Below are 18,428 nucleotides of genomic sequence, written 5' to 3' on the forward strand. Positions count from 1 at the left end.
TCTTTGTGAGTTTTTATTATTTATTTCTTTCATACTTGCAGCATCCATGTAAATTATCATATTCTTCATCAGTTGCTTTTACTTCGTCGGTATCATGACCTACTTTAGCTACAGCCTTTTTAACATCCAATAAACTTGCTTTTTCTTCGTTTAAAATCAAATTTAGTTGGTGGGTTTCAATATTCCAAACCGCCCATTTTATACCCGATACAGAAAAGGCCGCCTTTTCAATTCTTTTCTTACATAATTCACAATTGCCATTTACTTCGATATCGATTTTGGCATTTTTATTTTTTTTGTCTTGCGCTTGCGCGGAAAATGTTACAGCAAGTAACAAGAATCCAAAGAGAATATTTTTCATTTTAAAATTGATTATTAAATTGTTATTATATTATTATTTCAAAGACTTATTTAATTTTAAATCGTAATCCGGCATAATACATTTGACCAAAAACAGGAGCATATATTATCGAGGTGTCAAAAGTCGAGCCAAAAGGATTATTTGATCCCAATATGGCTTTTTCTTGGCGGTAATTACCAATATTTTCTCCACCTATATACACTTCAAAAACACTTGAAAAGGTTCTAGTTATTTGTGTATTCATTACTGTAAACGAAGGTGATAAATTTGGTAATTGTTCAGAAATCGTATTGGTAGCAGTATTTGGCAATTGTTGTGATCCTAACCAATTTAGAGTGTAATCAAATTTCCATTGCTTCCCTTTTTCTTTAATATGAGTTGCAAATTCAATATTTGCAAAGAAACGGTGTTTGGCTTGAAGCGGTCTTTGAAAACTTCCAGATAGGTAATCAGTTGAAATATCATAATATTTATAGGCTGTCCTAATATTTAGATGTTTTTTTAATTCAATATTAAAATCCAGCTGTAAACTATTAGCAAATGATTTTCCTTTTAAATTATAAAACAAAACTTGCTGCGCACTTTGCATGATATCTACAACAGCTTGATTTTGAAAATCGGTACGATAAAAATCAAAAGTTACATCTGCAGGTTTTCCAAAAAGCATAAAATTTTGTGTAAAACTAAAGCCATAATTCCATGCAATTTCTGGATTCAATCCATATATTTTTCCATTGGTATCCAATACCGAAAAAGTTCTTGAGCTTGCAAATAAATTTTGATTTTCTGCAAAAATGTTAGCGGCACGTTTCCCTCTTCCTACAGAAAATCGAAATACACTTTTATCCCACGGATTATATCTAACATGTAATCTCGGAGTAAAAAATACACCTAACCGATTATGATAATCCAATCTTCCGCCAAGTATATAACTGAATTTATCATTGTTGTCGTATGTGTATTCAAAGAAACCTCCAACTGAATTGTCGGTCCTCCCCACGTCAATTAGGTTCACAAATTCGGCATATTTATCGTAAGTAAAATTTAATCCGGTGGCAAACTTGTGCATGGTGTTGTTGATTATCGAATTAAAAATTAAGTTCGAATAATAACTTTGCTGCTGAATTGCATATTGGTTCAAACCAAAATAAGAATCTTGATTGTGGTTGCTGTAGGCATTTTGAAATCCAATACTTTGAAAAGGCATATCCTTAAAGACATAACCCACTTTTGAAGTAAAATCAAAACGATTGGAATTTATTTCGGAACCCCAATAGTTGGTAGTGAATTTGTCTCTGTTTTTATCAAATTCCAATTGGCCAGTTTGTTTTTCGTCTTTCATAAATTTGAAATTAATAAACGAAACCCAGCCCGTTTCTGGATTGGAATATTGCCAACGATTAACCATATTGATTTGTTTCCCTAAAGGATTGTCTAAAAATCCGTCGTTATTCATATCGTTTTTTGCAATACGAGTATTTCCATGAAGGTAAAAACTAGTGGCCCAATTATTGGAAACTATTTTATTAAAATGGGTATTCAATTCAAATCTAGAATCGGAGGCACCATAAGCGTTCAAAAAAAACGGAATGTCTTCCGCAGGTTTAATTATTTCGGTGTTGATTTGACCTGAAATACTTTCATAACCATTCACAACACTGCCAGCACCCTTTGTGATTTGAATGCTTTCTACCCAAGTTCCGGGAGTGAATGACAACCCAAAGGCTTGAGAAGCGCCACGAACCGAAGGAATATTCTCTTCGGTAATCATAAGATAGGGAGAAGTTAAACCAAGCATTTTTATTTGCTTAGTTCCCGTTAATGCATCCGAAAAATTAACGTCTATTGACGGATTGGTTTCGAAACTTTCGGCTAGATTGCAACAAGCAGCTTTGAGTAATTCTTTGCTACTTACCAAAGATGTATTTGTAGTTGTGGTAAGCGATTTTCGTATTCCTTTTTTTACAGTTTCAACCTTAACATCTTCCAATTTAGTTTGGGAGAAATTTAAAGTATAAACCAATAACATCAGGAATAATGTTATTTTTTTCATGGATTTAGATTATACAATTATTAAATGTTTGAAACAAATTAACTAGGTATAATCAGGAGTAAAAGGTATATTGGCTATACAAGAGGTAGCGAGGCGGTGCATTGGCATCGCAATAATAGGTGGTAGTTTCTTTTGACTGGAAATTAAAATGATCGTGATAATTTCCAGGTTGCCATTCGTTAAAAACCAAATCATATTCGGCGTCAAGAGAAATAGTTTTTACTTGAACTTGTGCCGACTTTTCCGTGGGTTTAATTATTTTGTTTTTGCAACATTTTGATTGTCTCTCCACTTCACCACAACAATCTTCTTCAATTTGGTATGAGTTAGAAGCAGTATTTAGTGTAATAGAGGCAATTTCATCTTCACAATAATGCACATTGAAAGACATTCCCATATTGGAAGCCAAAAGGAAAAGCGCAATTAGAACATTAATGTATTTTCTGAAATTCATGATGCAAAGTTAATGAAATTGAATTACTTAAAAAATTACAATTCAAATTCTTGTCCCATTAAAGGAATGGTGCAGTCCCAACCGTATCTTTCGTTGATTTTAATTCGGAGTTCGTCTGCCGGAGCATTTTCGCCATGAACAAGGAATACTTTTTTGGGTTTATTTTCAATTTCTGATAACCAATTTAATAAATCATTTTGATCGCCATGTGCAGAAAGTCCTTCAATTTCAACAACATTTGCTTTTACATCATAGTATTTTCCTCTAATTTTTAGGTCTTTGGCGCCTTCCAATAATTTTCTGCCTCTAGTTCCTTCTGCTTGGTAGCCAACTATAATTATGGTAGTTTCGGGCAAACTTATATAACGTTCCAAATAACTTAAAACTCTACCGCCGTTTATCATTCCGCTTGCTGCAATTACCACTTTTGGATTTTTATTATAAATGAAATTAATAGTTTCTTGGTAATTGGAAACCATATCAAACATTGCGCACATTTTCTCACATTCAGATACGGAGATTTTGTGCCATTTTTTATTATTTCGGAATATCTCCAAAACGCTAATTCCCATAGGGGTATCAATTATGTAGGGGATATTTGGAATGCGGCCTTCTTCTTTTAATTGCCAAAGCATATACATTAAGGTTTGTGCTCGTTCTACTGCAAAGCTCGGAATGATAATCGTTCCACCTCTTGAATAGGCATTGTTTACATAGGTTTCTAATAGTAATTTCACTTCTTCTTTTGGATGTATTCTATTGCCATAGGTACTTTCAATAAATACATAATCGGCTTTTTTGGGTTTGGTTGGCGGATACATTAACACATCATTATCTCTTCCTAAGTCGCCTGAAAAGACTAAAGTTTTACTTTCTAAATTTAAAGTTAAGGTGCAAGCGCCAAGAATGTGTCCTGCATTTGTAAAAACAGCAGAAATTTCTGCATCAAGAGCAACCACTTCGTTTTCTTCAACAACTCTAAAATGCGAAAAAACGGCTTCGGCTTGCGCAACGGTATATAAAGGTTCTGCAATTTGATGTTTTGAATAATTTCCTTCGTTTGCTCGGTTTGCTTCTTCCTCTTGAATTTTCGCACTGTCTAAAAGTATTAATTTTGCAATGTCTTTCGTTGGACTAGTGCAAAATATTTTTCCGGAAAATCCTTGATTCACCAATCTGGGTAGCCAGCCACAATGATCTAAATGGCCGTGTGTTAACAAAACATAATCTATTGAAGATGGTAAAACAGGTAATGGTTCCCAGTTTAGTTCGCGCAAGGGTTTTATACCTTGAAATTGCCCGCAGTCAATTAAAATTTGTACTCCGTTACTTTCAATTATTGTTTTGGATCCGGTTACGGTTCCTGCCCCTCCAAAAAATTTAGCTTTCATGATTTAAATATTTACATAGTTCAGTAACCTCTTTTAAGACATTTTTTATTCTGTTTTGGGATAATCCAATGCGCTCTAAACTTTGGATATTATGAATTAATTCACCAGCTAAAATGATATCTAAAACCAATAATTTGTCTTTTTCTGCAAGGGTTAAAGTGGTAAGACAAGTAACGGGATAAAGTTTGCTTGAATCAATCTTATGTCTTAAGTTATCTTTTTTTGGATAATCCCAACTGAGCATATTCATATTGGAACAATTTCCAAAGGCAATAGCATCAGAGCTAAACCTATTATTGGTGACAATCCAACAGCTGGAAATCTTATCGCTATTTGTGAAAATAGTTTGTTTTCGATCTTTTAAATCGTTGAAGCGAGATAGAATATACATCGGAATTTTCACATCAGATACCACATCTCTGCTCGCGTGAAATTTACATTCCACAATTGCCAGTTCTTCGTCTTTTTTTAGCACAACATCCACCTCGTGACTAACACATTTTCCTTCTAAGGTTAGGTTGGTGATGGTTTTATATCCTTCAGAATTAAAAAGGCGGGCAATGTATTTTTCGAAATAGAACCCCGCAGGGCCGAGCATTTGTATTGCAGCACGAAGATTATATTGAGCCGCATGTGAATTAGATTCTTTTTTTAATAATCCAAAGGCCATTTTGTAAATTTGCTTTGTCGTAATGCCATTGTAAATTTGGTTCTGAATGGAAACCAATATACGATCTACAGCTAACAGGGAAGCGCCTGATTTTAATAACGATTTTTTGAGTTTCTCGGGATCAAATTCAACGATATCTCCAGAAAATTTTACTACTTTCATGTGGTGCGTATTTTTCTCTATTAAAGATACGCATTAAATCAGTTAGTTATTTTTTTTTGGTAATAAAATGCAGGAATAAATAGAATTAATAAAAGGGGTTGGATAATGAACCTTCTAATGTAAAATAGATTCATTTTGTTGGTTTCGCCAAATTTTAATATAATGAAAAAGAAGGTAACCATAAATAGAATTCCGAATACTGAATATAGAAAAATAGAGAATTTTACCACTTTAGAATCATCAAAAAGTACTTTCAATAATCCGATAGAAATAATGGAATTTAAATAAAATCGGAATCCCATGCTAAAAAACAATTTCACTACATTTAGCTCAGGCAGTGGTGTTTGCATGTAATTTTTCTTGAAATAGGCTAGCAACGGATCATAAAAAATGGTGTTTTCATATGCTCTTATTACAACTAGAAACGAAAATAGAAGCAGAATATAAAATACTTTGGTTTTATTTTGTAGTAGGTTTTTCAGCATAATAAGAGTATTTATTTACCCAAAGTATCCAGAGCATAAAAACAACTCCGTATATTACTATAGGAAAAATGATATCATGAAAAATAGATTTGTTATTTGGAAAATTATATAAAGCTATACAGAGCAAAGCTATACGTATTACATTCATAGTATGAATAAGTAGGCTACCACAAATAATGAACAACAGGCTAGGTTTTAGTTTGCCTTTAAATGCAATAATAAAACTGATAAATAAAATAATTATACTTAATGCGTTGCATCCTTCAATAACTCGTACGGTCCATTTGCCTTTGTAATAAAGGTTAACGCTGGTTTCTTTGGTATTGCTTTCGGTGAAGGAATTGTTGTCAATAAGAGAAAGCACTTTTTCTGATTGATTGGCTACCAATTGAGTAAAATCATCTACTTCCAACTTTTTCGTGTCAAATTGATTCAAATAACTTTGATAAATAAAAGTCAAAATTAAATAGCTTGCTCCAAATTTGGCAAGAAATAATAAAAAGGGTTTATATTGAATGAAATAATCTTTCAAAATTGAATTTTAACAATTATAATGTAAATGTAAGAAATTGCAATTGTTACTTTTGTAAAAAAAATAGTAAAAAATGAATTTTGACGAATTAAAACCTAAAGTTGCTGAATTGTTGTCACAAAATGACTTAAATAGAGATGATAAATTAAAAAATTTATGTCAGTTTTTATCGGATTCGGTTTCGTATTATAACTGGGTTGGGTTTTATTTTGCCAATCATGAAGCCAGAACACTACATTTAGGTCCGTATGTTGGTGCCGAGACAGATCATACGGTTATTCCTTTCGGAAAAGGGATTTGTGGGCAAGTTGCCGAATCTAACTCAAATTTTGTGGTGCCCGATGTTTCTGCACAAGACAATTATATAGCTTGTAGCTTCACGGTTAAATCGGAAATCGTGGTTCCGTTGTTTGTAAATGGAGTGAATATTGGTCAAATAGATATCGATTCTCATGTTATTGATCCGTTTACCGAAAAAGACGAATGCTTTTTAGAATATGTAAATCAGGAAGTTGCAAAATTGTTTTGATCCTATTATGAGGTTAGAATTATGAGGTAGAAAGTAGAAAATTATTCAATAAACTCTTTAATTTCCTTGTGAATTTAAAAATAAAGTGTAGTTTTGCACCCGAATAGAGAAAATCTTTATTCATACATAATAATCATTTAAATAATATTGGAATGTATTTAACTAAAGAAACAAAAGCTGAAATCTTCGCTAAACACGGAGGAAAAGCAGAGAACACAGGTTCAACAGAAGGGCAAATTGCACTTTTTACATTTAGAATTTCACACTTAACAGAGCACTTGAAAAAAAATCGTCATGATTACAATACTGAGCGTTCGTTAGTACTTTTAGTAGGTAAAAGAAGAAGTCTTTTAGATTACTTGAAGAAAAAAGATATCAATAGATATCGTGAGATTATTAAAGAATTAGGTATTAGAAAATAATACATATATAAGAGGTGCTTGCGCGCCTCTTTTTGTTTTTAAAATAAATAAGAAAGTTTCGGTTTTTCATTGGGTTAACACAACTACTACAACAACACAACTAACCTAATTGTATTAACGAATTAAATTTTATGATTCCAAAAGTAACCCAAGAAACAATCGATTTAGGTGATGGAAGATCTATCACAATCGAAACAGGTAAATTAGCAAAACAAGCAGATGGTTCTGTTGTTGTAAGATGCGGAGATTGTATGCTTTTAGCTACAGCAGTATCTGCAAGAACATCAAATCCAGCTGTTGACTTTTTACCATTAACGGTAGATTACCGTGAAAAATTTGCAGCTGCTGGTAGATTTCCAGGAGGATTTTTCAAAAGAGAAGCACGTCCTAGCGACAGTGAAGTTTTAACCATGCGTCTTGTTGATCGTGTGTTACGCCCGCTTTTCCCTGATGATTATCATGCAGAAACACAAGTGATGATTCAGTTAATGTCGCACGACGAAAATGTAATGCCCGATGCATTAGCAGGTCTTGCAGCTTCAGCAGCATTAGCAGTATCTGATATTCCTTTTTACAACTTAATTTCTGAAGTTCGTGTTGCACGTATTGACGGAAAATTTGTAATTAACCCAAGCAGAACTGAGTTAGAAAAGTCTGATATCGACATGATGATTGGAGCTTCTTTAGATTCAGTTGCAATGGTAGAAGGAGAAATGAAAGAAATTTCGGAAGCAGAAATGGTAGAAGCTATCAAATTTGCTCATGAAGCTATCAAAACTCAAATTTTAGCACAACAACGTCTTCGTGAGTCAGTTGGTTCTCCAGCTTACAGAACTTATGAAGGTGAAGTTGAAGATGAAGCAGTTTACAAAAAAGTAAAAGCAGCTGCTTACGATAAATGTTACGCGATTGCACAAGAGGCTTCAGGAAAAAGTGAAAGAAGCGAAAAATTTGCTGCAGTTAAAGACGAATGCAAAGCTTTATTTTCTGAAGAAGAATATGCTGAAAATGCAGATTTATCTGGTTTAGTTGGTAAATATTTTTATAAAACCAACAAAGAAGCAGTTCGTAATGTAATTCTTGAGAAAGGACAACGTTTAGACGGAAGAAAAACTACTGAAATCAGACCAATTTGGTGTGAAACAGATTACCTTCCATCGGTTCACGGATCGTCTTTATTTACACGTGGAGAAACTCAAGCTTTAGCTACAGTTACTTTAGGAACTTCAAGAGAAGCAAATCAAATTGATTCACCATCAGAACAAGGTGAAGAAAAATTCTATTTACATTATAACTTCCCTCCATTTTCTACTGGAGAAGCTAAACCTCTAAGAGGAACTTCAAGAAGAGAAGTTGGACACGGAAACTTAGCACAACGTGCTTTAAAAAATATGATTCCTGCAGATTGTCCTTACACAATTCGTATCGTTTCTGAAGTTTTAGAATCTAATGGTTCTTCTTCTATGGCAACGGTTTGTGCTGGAACAATGGCGTTAATGGATGCTGGAGTTCAAATGGTAAAACCAGTTTCTGGTATTGCTATGGGATTAATTACAGACGGAGAAAAATTTGCTGTATTATCTGATATCTTAGGAGATGAAGATCACTTAGGAGATATGGACTTTAAAGTAACCGGAACAAAAGACGGAATTACAGCTTGCCAAATGGATATCAAAATCGAAGGATTGCGTTATGACATTATGGAACAAGCATTAGGACAAGCGCGTGATGGAAGATTGCATATATTAAGTAAACTTACCGAAACTATTGCTACTCCAAGAGCAGATGTTAAAAAACATGCTCCAAAAATCATCATGAGAACTATTCCTGGAAACTTTATCGGAGCCTTAATTGGTCCTGGTGGAAAAGTAATTCAAGAATTACAAAAAGCTACGGGTTGTACTATCGTTATTAACGAAGTAGACGAGCAAGGAGTTGTAGAAATTCTAGGAACTGATCCAGATGGAATAGCAACTGTATTAGCTAAAATAGATTCAATCATATTCAAACCAGCAATGGGTGAGGCATATGAAGTGAAAGTAATTAAAATGCTTGACTTTGGTGCTGTAGTAGAATATACTGCTGCTCCAGGAAATGAAGTATTATTACACGTGTCTGAATTGGCTTGGGAAAGAACTGAAAATGTTGCCGATGTAGTAAACATGGGTGATGTGTTTATGGTGAAATACTTAGGTGTAGATCCTAAAACAAGAAAAGAAAAAGTGTCTAAAAAAGCACTTTTACCAAGACCTCCAAGAGAAGAAAACAAAACCGCTCCAAAAGCAGAGTAGTTTATTCTTATATAATAAAAAAGCCCCAACGAATGTTGGGGCTTTTTTTATGGAATAATAGGATTATGATTTAATCCCTTTTGCTTTTTTCAATTTGGTATTTAATTCTTTTTTTGCAGCTGTTGGTTGCAAATCATCTAATACATGAATGGCTTCTTCAATGTAAATATCTTTAGATAAACTTTCGTGCCATCTGTTTCTTTTTTCTTTTAAAGTTACGTCAGTTGCTATTTGAACCTCTTCATAAGGCAACGATTTGAATTTTAATTTGTTGTTGTAATCTTCAATAGATTTGTATTTTTTGTTGCTTTCTTCCAATTGCTTTTGCTCTTGTTTGAATTTATCAATTTGCAAGCTGTACACATCTTCTTTACTTCGCTCTTCACGCCATTTTGCATTTTCATCAATAAGTTGCATTTGCGGATTAGCCGCTAATCGTTTTTTGCTATTTGCAATGGCTAAGTCTAAATTCAGTTGTTTGTTCCATAATGAATAATCAGCTGCGTCAATTTTATCCCAAGGCATCGCATTATCTACATCGCGTTCTCCCATTTTTAAATACGCATAAGCATCTGGCATTACGATGTCGCTTTTAACTCCTTCTAATTGAGTTGAACCTCCATTAATTCTATAGAATTTTTGAGTAGTAGTTTTTAGCGCACCTAAATCTCCATAAGTGCTTCCTCTAACAAATTGATTTAAGTCGATTACATTTTGAACGGTACCTTTGCCATAGGTTTGTTTGCTTCCAATAACTACTGCGCGTTTATAATCTTGCATTGCAGCTGCTAATATCTCTGATGCTGAAGCAGAGAATTCATTAGTCATAATAACTAAAGGACCATCCCATTCCACTTTTGGATCATTATCATAAAGCACTTCTTTTTTACCTGCAGCCGATTTAATTTGAACAATCGGACCTTTTTCAATGAATAATCCACCAATGTCCACCACAGTTTTTAACGATCCACCACCATTATCTCTAACATCCATCACAATTCCTTGAACGCCTTCATTTTTCAAACGTTTTACTTCAATTGCAATATCTTTTCCTGCGTCGCGACTGTCTTTGTCAACAAAATCAATATAGAATTTTGGTAAATAAATAATTCCGTATTTAACTCCGTTTTTTTCTACAATACTTGATTTAGCATAAGTTTCTTCAATTTCTACTTCGTCTCTAATAATAGTGATTACCTTGATCGATCCGTCTTGTTTTTTTACAGTTAATCGAACTTCGGTGCCTTTTGGTCCTTTAATCTTTTTAACTACATCATCAATTCGCATCCCAACAACATCCACAGGCTCATTGTCACCTTGTGCCACTTTCAAAACTAAATCTCCTGCTTCAAGTTCTTTTTGTTTCCAAGCAGGCCCACCAGAAATTAATTCGGTAATTTCAGTGTAATCGTTTTTCTTTTGTAAACGAGCACCAATACCTTCTAATTTTCCACTCATGCTCACATCAAATTTTTCTTTTTCATCAGCAGGAAAATAAGAAGTGTGAGGGTCAAAACGAGTTGCAATTATATTTAGGAAGATTCCAAACCAATCCTCTTTATTTAAATCTTTAATAAAAGTAAAGGTGTCATCAAGAGATTTTTCAGCAGTTATTCTGGTTTGTTTTTCCATTTCTGCAAATGTTTTTGTAGAAATGGTATCTTTTTTTGAAAGACCTTCAATGAATTTTGCCTCTGCTTCTTTGTTTAAATTAGCACCTTGTTTTTTTCTGTATTCTGCTAATTTTTCTTCCGGAGTTTTATTTTTATTTTTAATTAATTCTTCTTGAATCTTTTGTTTTTCAACCAATGAAGCTAGCGTAGTAAGTTTTATTTGTTTTCTCCAACGCTCTTTTAATTCTTCTTCAGAATTGCAATAAGGCGCTTTTTCATAATCGGTGTTTATGTTTTCGTTAACCGAATAATCGATTGGATTTTTTAAAGCAGATTTATAATATTCTTTGCCTTCTTCCATTCGTTTTATTAAACGAGTATAGGTTAAATTAAAGAATGAAAGATCTTTGTTTTTTATTTGATCATCAATTTCCAATTCATATTTTGAAAATTCATCCATATCCGATTGCAAAAAGAATCTTTTTGAAGGGTCAATTGCTTCAAAATAGTCTTTATAAACCCCTTTAGAAAAATTATCATCTATAGCAGCCGGACTGTAATGTCCTTTTTCAATTACATAAGTTAATAGTTCTAATAAAAGTTTGTCTTTTTCGGGATCGGAACTTGTTTTTGGGACAAAACTCCAAAGGCCAAGCGAAATCGCTAGTACAAGTACTATTATTTTATAATATCTTTTCATAAATTGAATAATTGTATTCATTAATTATTTTTTGCACTAATTTACACAAAAAAATAGGCCATAAAAGTAGTGGTGCGCATAATTTTTTGTTAAAACCAAGGTTTGACTTCAAAGTTATTAAAATTGTAACAGAATAAGACTCAAATTAATTACTTTTGTTACACTAAAAAGCACCAATAATGCCAAAAAAACCTTTAATATTAGTCACCAACGACGACGGAATTTCTGCTCCTGGAATAAGAGCCTTAATAGCTGTAATGCAAGAACTTGGCGATGTAGTGGTGGTTGCTCCCGACAGTCCACAAAGTGCAATGGGGCATGCCATAACTATAAACAGTACCTTACATTTGAATAAAATTTCAAATAATGAAGCTTCGGTAACCGAATACAGTTGCTCTGGAACTCCAGCCGATTGTGTGAAAATGGCAGTGAACGAAATATTAAAACAAAAACCCGACTTGTGTGTTTCAGGAGTAAATCATGGTTCGAATTCTTCAATAAATGTGATTTATTCAGGCACAATGAGTGCTGCTGTTGAGGCAGGTATTGAGGGGATTCCTGCAATTGGATTTTCATTATTGGATTATAACTGGGATGCTGATTTTGAATCGGCTAAGCCTTTTATTAAAAATATAGCAGCCCAAGTTCTTAAAAATGGTTTGCCAGACGGAACGGTATTGAATGTTAATTTGCCTAAATTGAAAACCCATGAAATAAAGGGAATTAAAATTTGCCGCCAGGCGAAAGCCAATTGGGAAGAAAAATTTGACAAACGTGTTACTCCATTTGGAAAAGAATATTATTGGTTAACAGGTGAATTTATTAATTTGGATAAAGGAACCGATACAGATGAATGGGCGTTAGCAAATAATTATATTTCTATAGTTCCAGTACAGTTTGATTTAACGGCTTACCATGCTATTCAGACATTAAACACTTGGAATTTTTAATTTTATTTAAATGAAAAAATCAGATTTATTTATTGGATTTATAATTGGTATACTTGCTGCAAGTGCGGGTGCGTTCCTATTCTTATTGACTTTTACCAAATTTCAATATTTAAAATTTGTAATTCATGAACCAGGAATAATGGGTAAAGTAATTACGCTTGGCGCCATAATTAATATTTTGATTTTTTTCTATTTACTAAAAAAAGACAAAGAATTAATGGCACGCGGAATTGTCCTAGCCACTATAATTTTAGCTTTAGCAACAGTGCTTTTTAAATAATTTCAGCAATATGAAATATTACATCATAGCAGGAGAAGCATCAGGAGATTTACACGGTTCCAATTTAATGAAGGCTCTTTATAAGGAAGATCCAACTGCCGATATTCGTTTTTGGGGCGGAGATTTAATGCAGCAAGTGGGCGGAACATTAGTAAAACACTACCGTGAATTGGCATTTATGGGATTTGCTGAGGTGGTTCTGAATCTCAAAACTATTTTCAGAAATATTAAGCTTTGTAAAACCGATATTGAACAATTTCAACCCGATGTTTTAATATTTATTGACTACCCCGGATTCAATATGCGCATTGCAAAATGGGCGAAACTGAAAGGCATTCCAACTCATTATTATATTTCTCCACAAATTTGGGCTTGGAAAGAAAGCAGAATAAAAGACATCAAAAGAGATTTTGATAAATTGTATGTAATTCTGCCTTTTGAAAAAGATTTTTACGAAAAGAAACACCACTTTCCTGTTGAATTTGTAGGACATCCACTTATTGATGCCATTCATAACAGAGAAACAATTGATGCGGTTACTTTTAGAAAACAAAATAACCTAGACGAAAGACCTATAATTGCTATATTACCGGGTAGTAGAAAACAAGAAATTTCTAAAATGCTGACTTTAATGTTGAGCGTTGGAAATGATTTTCCTGATTACCAATTTGTAATAGCCGGTGCGCCAAGTCAGGAGTATTCATTTTATGAACCTTTTTTGAAAGGGAAAAACATTAAGTTTATTTCTAATGAAACCTATAATTTGCTAAGTCATGCCCATGCTGCTCTAGTAACTTCGGGTACTGCAACTCTTGAGACCGCTCTTTTTAAAGTTCCTGAAGTGGTTTGTTATAAAGGAAGTTGGCTGTCGTATCAAATAGCCAAACGAATAATTACACTTAAATACATTTCGCTCGTAAATCTTATTATGGATGAAGAAGTGGTAACCGAATTAATTCAGGAAGACTGTAATACGGCACGGATTAAATCAGAATTGACTAAAATATTAGACCCTAATTATCGTATAAAACTTTTAGAAAAATACGATCAACTAGAGCAAAAACTAGGAGGAGTAGGAGCAAGTGCAACCACAGCCAAGTTAATTGTAAAATCAATTTCATAATTTTCAAGTTGTAACCTAAGTTACATTCAATGAATTATTTACAGATACATTTGAGTAAATTATTAACTTTAATTTACTAACAGATGAAAAAAAACATGGGTGGCGTTGATAAAATTCTTCGCTTTATTGTAGCAGCAATCATTGTCGTATTGTATTTATTAGGAAAAATCTCAGGAACTTTAGGAATTGTATTATTGGCAGTCGCAGCTGTTTTGTCATTGGTTAGTTTGATTGGCTCTTGTCCGTTATATCTTCCCTTTGGAATTGATACCAGATCTAAAGAAAAGAAATAATTTTCTTTAACAACTTAATTTTTTGTGGTACCTTTTAGTTATGAGGGTATTACAATTTCCATTAATTAAAATTACAGCCAGTTTTGTACTTGGGTTATTAATTGCCCATTATACAAAACCGGCTTTTTTATTCTCTTTAATTGCAGTACTTTTAAGTTTACTTACTTTATTTAGTGTTTATTTTTATGCTAAATCAAAATTAGTAATTACTAATCTTTTTGGAATTACAGCATTGAGTACTGCTTTATTTATAGGAATTTTCACCACAGTCACTCAAGATCCTACCCGCAATAAAACACATTACATTCACTTCATTTCTAATCAAAATAAGAATTGTGCTGTTGTATTAATTATAAAAGAAAAACTTAAAACCACTGCAGTTTCCAATCGGTATGTTGCCCAAATAATTTCATTAGACGGAAAAGCTACTTGCGGTAAAGTACTTTTAAATTTAAAGAAATCAACGCCTCTTAAAATAGATATTGGGTCTAAACTTCAAGCTGTTGGAACGATTAGAAAAACCAAGCCCCCAATGAATCCGAATCAATTTGATTATGGAAAATATCTTGAGAATCAACATATTTATTGTCAAATGTATGTTAATACAACCTCAATAAAGAGCAGTCGAATAAAAGAAAAAAACGTGTTTTATTATGCCAGTTTATTGCGTAATAAAATCATACAAAACTTAGAAAAAAATCATTTTCATAAATCAGAATTGAGTGTTGTGGTGGCTCTAATCCTAGGACAGCAACAAGATATTTCTCCCGAAATTGTTCGCGATTATCAATACGCCGGTGCCGTTCATGTTTTGTCGGTTTCGGGTCTACATGTTGGATTTATTTTACTTTTCATTACCTTTTTATTAAAACCATTTCCAAACAGCAGGAGCGGAGCATTGGTAAAATTAATTATTGTAATTACATTTTTATGGGCCTTTGGATTGTTAGCTGGTTTTGCGCCTTCGGTAGTTCGTTCGGTTACTATGTTTTCATTTGTAGCCGTTGGAATGTTTCTTCGACGGAGCGTTAATATTTATAATACGATAGCCATTTCAGCCTTGCTTATTTTGTTATTTCAGCCTTCTTTTTTAATGGATGTTGGTTTTCAGTTGAGTTATGTTGCGCTATATTTTATTGTTTGGCTACAGCCATTATTGGCTTCACTTTGGACACCCAAATATAAATTGACCAGTTATTTGTGGGATATAATCACGGTTTCATTTGCAGCTCAAATAGGCACATTCCCTATGAGTATTTATTATTTTCATCAATTTCCTGGGTTGTTTTTTGTAACCAATTTGGTTATCCTTCCTGGGATGTCTTTGATTTTAGGTCTTGGAGCAATTGTGATGTTTCTTGCAGCGTTTGATTGGATTTGGTTGCCCTTGTTAAAAGCTTTGGAATGGAGTATTTGGCTTTTAAATAAAGTTATCGCGTGGGTTGCTTCTTTTGAAGGGTTTGTGTTTAAAGACATTCCACTTTCAATATATATAATGTGGGGATTGTATGTTTTAATTTTCTGTGTTATAATTTGGTTTAAGAAACCAACTTTCAAAAAATTATTGGTTGTATTATTTGTGACTATAAGTTTGCAATAATTAGCAATTTCAATAAAATATTTTAATCAAAAAGTGGAGGAATTACTTGTTTTCAATTGTAAAGCGGCAAGTGTAATAACCAAGCGTTATGGAGATCAGGTTTCGGTTTATTCTTCAAATATTTTACCAAATAACAACTATGCAAATTTAGCTTTGAATTCCTATTTGGTTGGTAATTCTTGTGATTTAAAAGCTAAAGATTCCCTTGCTAATTTAATTTATTTTAAACGAAAAAAAATACTGGTAATTGATCGTGAAGGTAAATATTTGTCAACTGTAGCTCCGGACATTTTATTATTGGTAAACAATCCAAAAACAAATATGGAAAAGGCATTGCAAATCATTAAGCCGAAGTTAGTGGTAGCAGACGGTTCCAATTATAAATATTATTGCAAACTATGGAAAGCGACTTGTAAAAAACAAAAAATCCCTTTTCACAATACTGCCGAAAAGGGATTTTATAAGTTATGATTTTTTTGCTTTTGCAGGTTTTGGATCTGCGACAAAGTTTTTAAGAATTTCATTGGCACTTTTAATCCAAACGGTTGGCCCTCCAGCTAGATATCCGGAACTTCCTAATTGTTCTAAATTAATTTTTCCTTCCTCTTTAATTTGCGGTTTTACAAACCAAACTGTTGGAAATCCTTGCACCTTAAACATTTGTTGCAATTGATTATTTTGAGATTTTAGAGCATCTGATTGCGGCGTTCTTCTTGGAAAATCTAAATCTACTAAAACCACATGTTCTTTTGCCCAAGAAATAAATTCGGGAGTTTTGAAAACTTCATTTTGTAATCTTACACACCATCCGCACCAATCACTTCCTGTAAAAAATAAAAATAATGGTTTTTGTTCTTGTCTAGAAACTTCAATTGCTTGATTGATATCACTATACCATTTAAGACCTTCTTGCGCTTTAACCGAAATAGTCGCAGCAAAAAATAGTGCTATTAATAATATTTTTCTCATATAAATTCATTGTTTTTTACAATGCCGAAAGTACAAAATTATTTTACTTCCTGCATTAATTTTTTTATTAATGGTGAAATTGCAATTAAAACTATCCCCGCTATAAGCGCATAAAGACCTAATTGTTTATAGCCATCTGCATATACAATAAGTTTGGCTGCATTAGAAGATTTTTCTGAAGCTTCTGCAATATTAGCTCCCAATAATCCGGCAAAATACTGACCATAAGAACTAGCTAAAAACCACATTCCCATAATTACGGCTTGGGTTTTCTTGGGAGAAAGTTTTGTCATTGCTGACATTCCAATTGGGGATAAACATAATTCTCCAAAAGTGATTATGAACCATCCAAATGTGAATAATCCTAAAGATGTTTTTCCATCGGCACCAGCAAAAAATTTGGAATAATAAAATATCCAAAAACCTCCGGCAAGGAATAAGAAGGAAATCCCGAATTTGATAACCGTGTTGGGCTCAATTTTTCGTTTGCCCATCCACAACCAAACTAATCCAACCAATGCAGCAAATCCAATAACAAAAAAGGAGTTGGCTGAGTTGTTTACTCCATTCGGACTCAATTCTACTCCGGCTATTGTATTGTTTAAGTTATTAGCAGCAAATAGACTTAGGGATCCACCGCTTTGTTCGAAAAACGCCCAAAAGACGATTGAGAACAACATAAATACTACCGCAGCAACTAATTTTTTATTTTCTGAAATACTAAAATTCCGCATTTCGTAGATCAAATAAAGAATAGAAATCGGTCCAATGAAAATCATAAACCATTTGGTGTATTCTGTGTTTTCAACCATTAATATAATTATCGGAATAATTAGAAGCGAACCAATGAAAGTGGCAATTTCTAAGGTTTTTCTTTTTGATTTTTCAATATTTTCTAATGGTGAAAGTCCGATTGGCCCTAAACTTTTTTGTGTTTGTGTAAAAGTTAGTAGACTAATAATCATCACTAATGCTGCAAATCCAAATCCTACATTCCATCTTAAATGTTCTGGAACTAATGATTGCCACAAGGATCCTTCTGCAACAGCAATACAAATGTAACCTCCAATTAAGGCTCCAAGATTTACTCCCATGTAAAAGAAAGAAAAGCCTGCATCGGTTCGATTATCTCCTTCTTTATATAATTGCCCAACCATAGAAGATATATTTGGCTTAAAAAAACCAGTTCCAACAATTGTAAAACCAATTCCAATAAAAAAGTAATTTATCGGATCAATCGCTAAAATGATACTTCCAATAATCATTAACAGCCCACCCCAAAAAAGGGATTTTCTTAACCCAAGAATTTTATCTGCAAATAAACCTCCAATAAATGTAAAGGCATAAACCCAAGCTTGTGTAGCACCATATTGAAGATTAGCAACTGTTTCATCCATGCCCAAATGGCTTACCATAAATACCACAAGCATGCCACGCATTCCATAGAAACAAAAACGTTCCCACATTTCACTAAAAAATAAATACCAAAGCTGTTTTGGATATTTCCCTTTAAAGTTTTGAATTTCTTCTAATGTTTGAATTTCTTTCAT

General features: G+C 33.2%; 19 protein-coding genes. 9 read left to right on the forward strand and 10 right to left on the reverse strand.

Annotated features, from left to right (window positions below):
* Nucleotides 1-16: 16 nt before the first annotated feature.
* The 7 genes from ABWO08_RS03705 to xrtF are packed head-to-tail and all read right to left on the reverse strand — an operon-like array spanning nt 17 to nt 6,108.
* Nucleotides 17-361 (reverse strand): heavy-metal-associated domain-containing protein, encoded by a 345-nt coding sequence (locus tag ABWO08_RS03705; protein WP_353083708.1) that lies wholly within the window; start codon nt 359-361, stop codon nt 17-19.
* 46 nt (nt 362-407) lie between these two features.
* Entirely contained in the window at nt 408-2,414 is a 2,007-nt protein-coding gene (locus ABWO08_RS03710; RefSeq protein ID WP_353083709.1) for a TonB-dependent receptor plug domain-containing protein, read from the reverse strand.
* Nucleotides 2,415-2,466: 52 nt separating this feature from the next.
* Nucleotides 2,467-2,868: an HYC_CC_PP family protein gene (locus ABWO08_RS03715; RefSeq protein ID WP_353083710.1), complete on the reverse strand. Its 402-nt coding sequence runs from the start codon at nt 2,866-2,868 to the stop codon at nt 2,467-2,469.
* 35 nt (nt 2,869-2,903) lie between these two features.
* The gene (locus ABWO08_RS03720) at nt 2,904-4,259 is read right to left on the reverse strand and encodes an MBL fold metallo-hydrolase RNA specificity domain-containing protein (RefSeq protein WP_353083711.1); all 1,356 of its coding nucleotides are present in this window, start codon (nt 4,257-4,259) and stop codon (nt 2,904-2,906) included.
* Nucleotides 4,249-5,091: a restriction endonuclease gene (locus ABWO08_RS03725; RefSeq protein ID WP_353083712.1), complete on the reverse strand. Its 843-nt coding sequence runs from the start codon at nt 5,089-5,091 to the stop codon at nt 4,249-4,251. The genes ABWO08_RS03720 and ABWO08_RS03725 overlap by 11 nt, the downstream gene beginning before the upstream one ends.
* Nucleotides 5,092-5,129: 38 nt before the next feature.
* Nucleotides 5,130-5,576 carry an exosortase F system-associated membrane protein gene (locus ABWO08_RS03730; RefSeq protein WP_353083714.1) on the reverse strand — a complete coding sequence of 149 codons (447 nt, stop codon included), beginning with the start codon at nt 5,574-5,576 and terminating at the stop codon, nt 5,130-5,132.
* Nucleotides 5,551-6,108 (reverse strand): exosortase family protein XrtF, encoded by a 558-nt coding sequence (xrtF, locus tag ABWO08_RS03735; RefSeq protein ID WP_353083715.1) that lies wholly within the window; start codon nt 6,106-6,108, stop codon nt 5,551-5,553. The genes ABWO08_RS03730 and xrtF overlap by 26 nt, the downstream gene beginning before the upstream one ends.
* 73 nt (nt 6,109-6,181) lie before the next feature.
* Between xrtF and ABWO08_RS03740 the strand changes: the two genes are divergently transcribed.
* The 3 genes from ABWO08_RS03740 (at nt 6,182) to ABWO08_RS03750 (ending at nt 9,350) form a co-directional block, all read left to right on the forward strand.
* Complete coding sequence (locus tag ABWO08_RS03740; protein WP_353083716.1) at nt 6,182-6,637, forward strand: XrtF-associated fRMsr-like GAF protein; 456 nt, start codon at nt 6,182-6,184, stop codon at nt 6,635-6,637.
* A gap of 152 nt (nt 6,638-6,789) precedes the next feature.
* The gene (gene rpsO, locus ABWO08_RS03745; RefSeq protein WP_353083717.1) at nt 6,790-7,059 is read left to right on the forward strand and encodes a 30S ribosomal protein S15; all 270 of its coding nucleotides are present in this window, start codon (nt 6,790-6,792) and stop codon (nt 7,057-7,059) included.
* 131 nt (nt 7,060-7,190) lie between these two features.
* Nucleotides 7,191-9,350, forward strand: a complete 2,160-nt coding sequence (locus ABWO08_RS03750; RefSeq protein WP_353083718.1) for a polyribonucleotide nucleotidyltransferase — start codon at nt 7,191-7,193, stop codon at nt 9,348-9,350.
* 63 nt (nt 9,351-9,413) lie between these two features.
* Here the strand turns inward: ABWO08_RS03750 and ABWO08_RS03755 are convergent, their stop codons facing one another.
* Complete coding sequence (locus tag ABWO08_RS03755) at nt 9,414-11,684, reverse strand: carboxy terminal-processing peptidase (protein WP_353083719.1); 2,271 nt, start codon at nt 11,682-11,684, stop codon at nt 9,414-9,416.
* A 158-nt stretch (nt 11,685-11,842) separates the two neighbouring features.
* On the opposite strand from ABWO08_RS03755, the gene surE reads away from it, so the two are divergent.
* The 6 genes from surE (at nt 11,843) to ABWO08_RS03785 (ending at nt 16,380) form a co-directional block, all read left to right on the forward strand.
* Complete coding sequence (gene surE, locus ABWO08_RS03760) at nt 11,843-12,613, forward strand: 5'/3'-nucleotidase SurE (protein WP_353083720.1); 771 nt, start codon at nt 11,843-11,845, stop codon at nt 12,611-12,613.
* A gap of 10 nt (nt 12,614-12,623) precedes the next feature.
* Complete coding sequence (locus ABWO08_RS03765; RefSeq protein WP_353083721.1) at nt 12,624-12,893, forward strand: hypothetical protein; 270 nt, start codon at nt 12,624-12,626, stop codon at nt 12,891-12,893.
* Nucleotides 12,894-12,903: 10 nt separating this feature from the next.
* Entirely contained in the window at nt 12,904-14,016 is a 1,113-nt protein-coding gene (gene lpxB / locus ABWO08_RS03770; protein WP_353083722.1) for a lipid-A-disaccharide synthase, read from the forward strand.
* Between the two features lie 83 nt (nt 14,017-14,099).
* Complete coding sequence (locus tag ABWO08_RS03775; RefSeq protein ID WP_353083723.1) at nt 14,100-14,309, forward strand: YgaP family membrane protein; 210 nt, start codon at nt 14,100-14,102, stop codon at nt 14,307-14,309.
* Nucleotides 14,310-14,349: 40 nt separating this feature from the next.
* Complete coding sequence (locus ABWO08_RS03780) at nt 14,350-15,909, forward strand: ComEC/Rec2 family competence protein (protein WP_353083724.1); 1,560 nt, start codon at nt 14,350-14,352, stop codon at nt 15,907-15,909.
* Nucleotides 15,910-15,942: 33 nt separating this feature from the next.
* Nucleotides 15,943-16,380: a hypothetical protein gene (locus tag ABWO08_RS03785; RefSeq protein WP_353083725.1), complete on the forward strand. Its 438-nt coding sequence runs from the start codon at nt 15,943-15,945 to the stop codon at nt 16,378-16,380.
* On the opposite strand, the gene ABWO08_RS03790 is transcribed toward ABWO08_RS03785, so the two are convergent.
* Together ABWO08_RS03790 and ABWO08_RS03795 are read right to left on the reverse strand one after the other, a co-directional pair.
* Nucleotides 16,375-16,878, reverse strand: a complete 504-nt coding sequence (locus ABWO08_RS03790; RefSeq protein ID WP_353083726.1) for a thioredoxin family protein — start codon at nt 16,876-16,878, stop codon at nt 16,375-16,377. The genes ABWO08_RS03785 and ABWO08_RS03790 overlap by 6 nt on opposite strands.
* Before the next feature lie 38 nt (nt 16,879-16,916).
* Nucleotides 16,917-18,428 carry a peptide MFS transporter gene (locus ABWO08_RS03795; RefSeq protein WP_353083727.1) on the reverse strand — a complete coding sequence of 504 codons (1,512 nt, stop codon included), beginning with the start codon at nt 18,426-18,428 and terminating at the stop codon, nt 16,917-16,919.

The sequence above is a fragment of the Flavobacterium sp. genome (assembly GCF_040383245.1).
Classification (GTDB): Bacteria; Bacteroidota; Bacteroidia; order Flavobacteriales; family Flavobacteriaceae; genus Flavobacterium.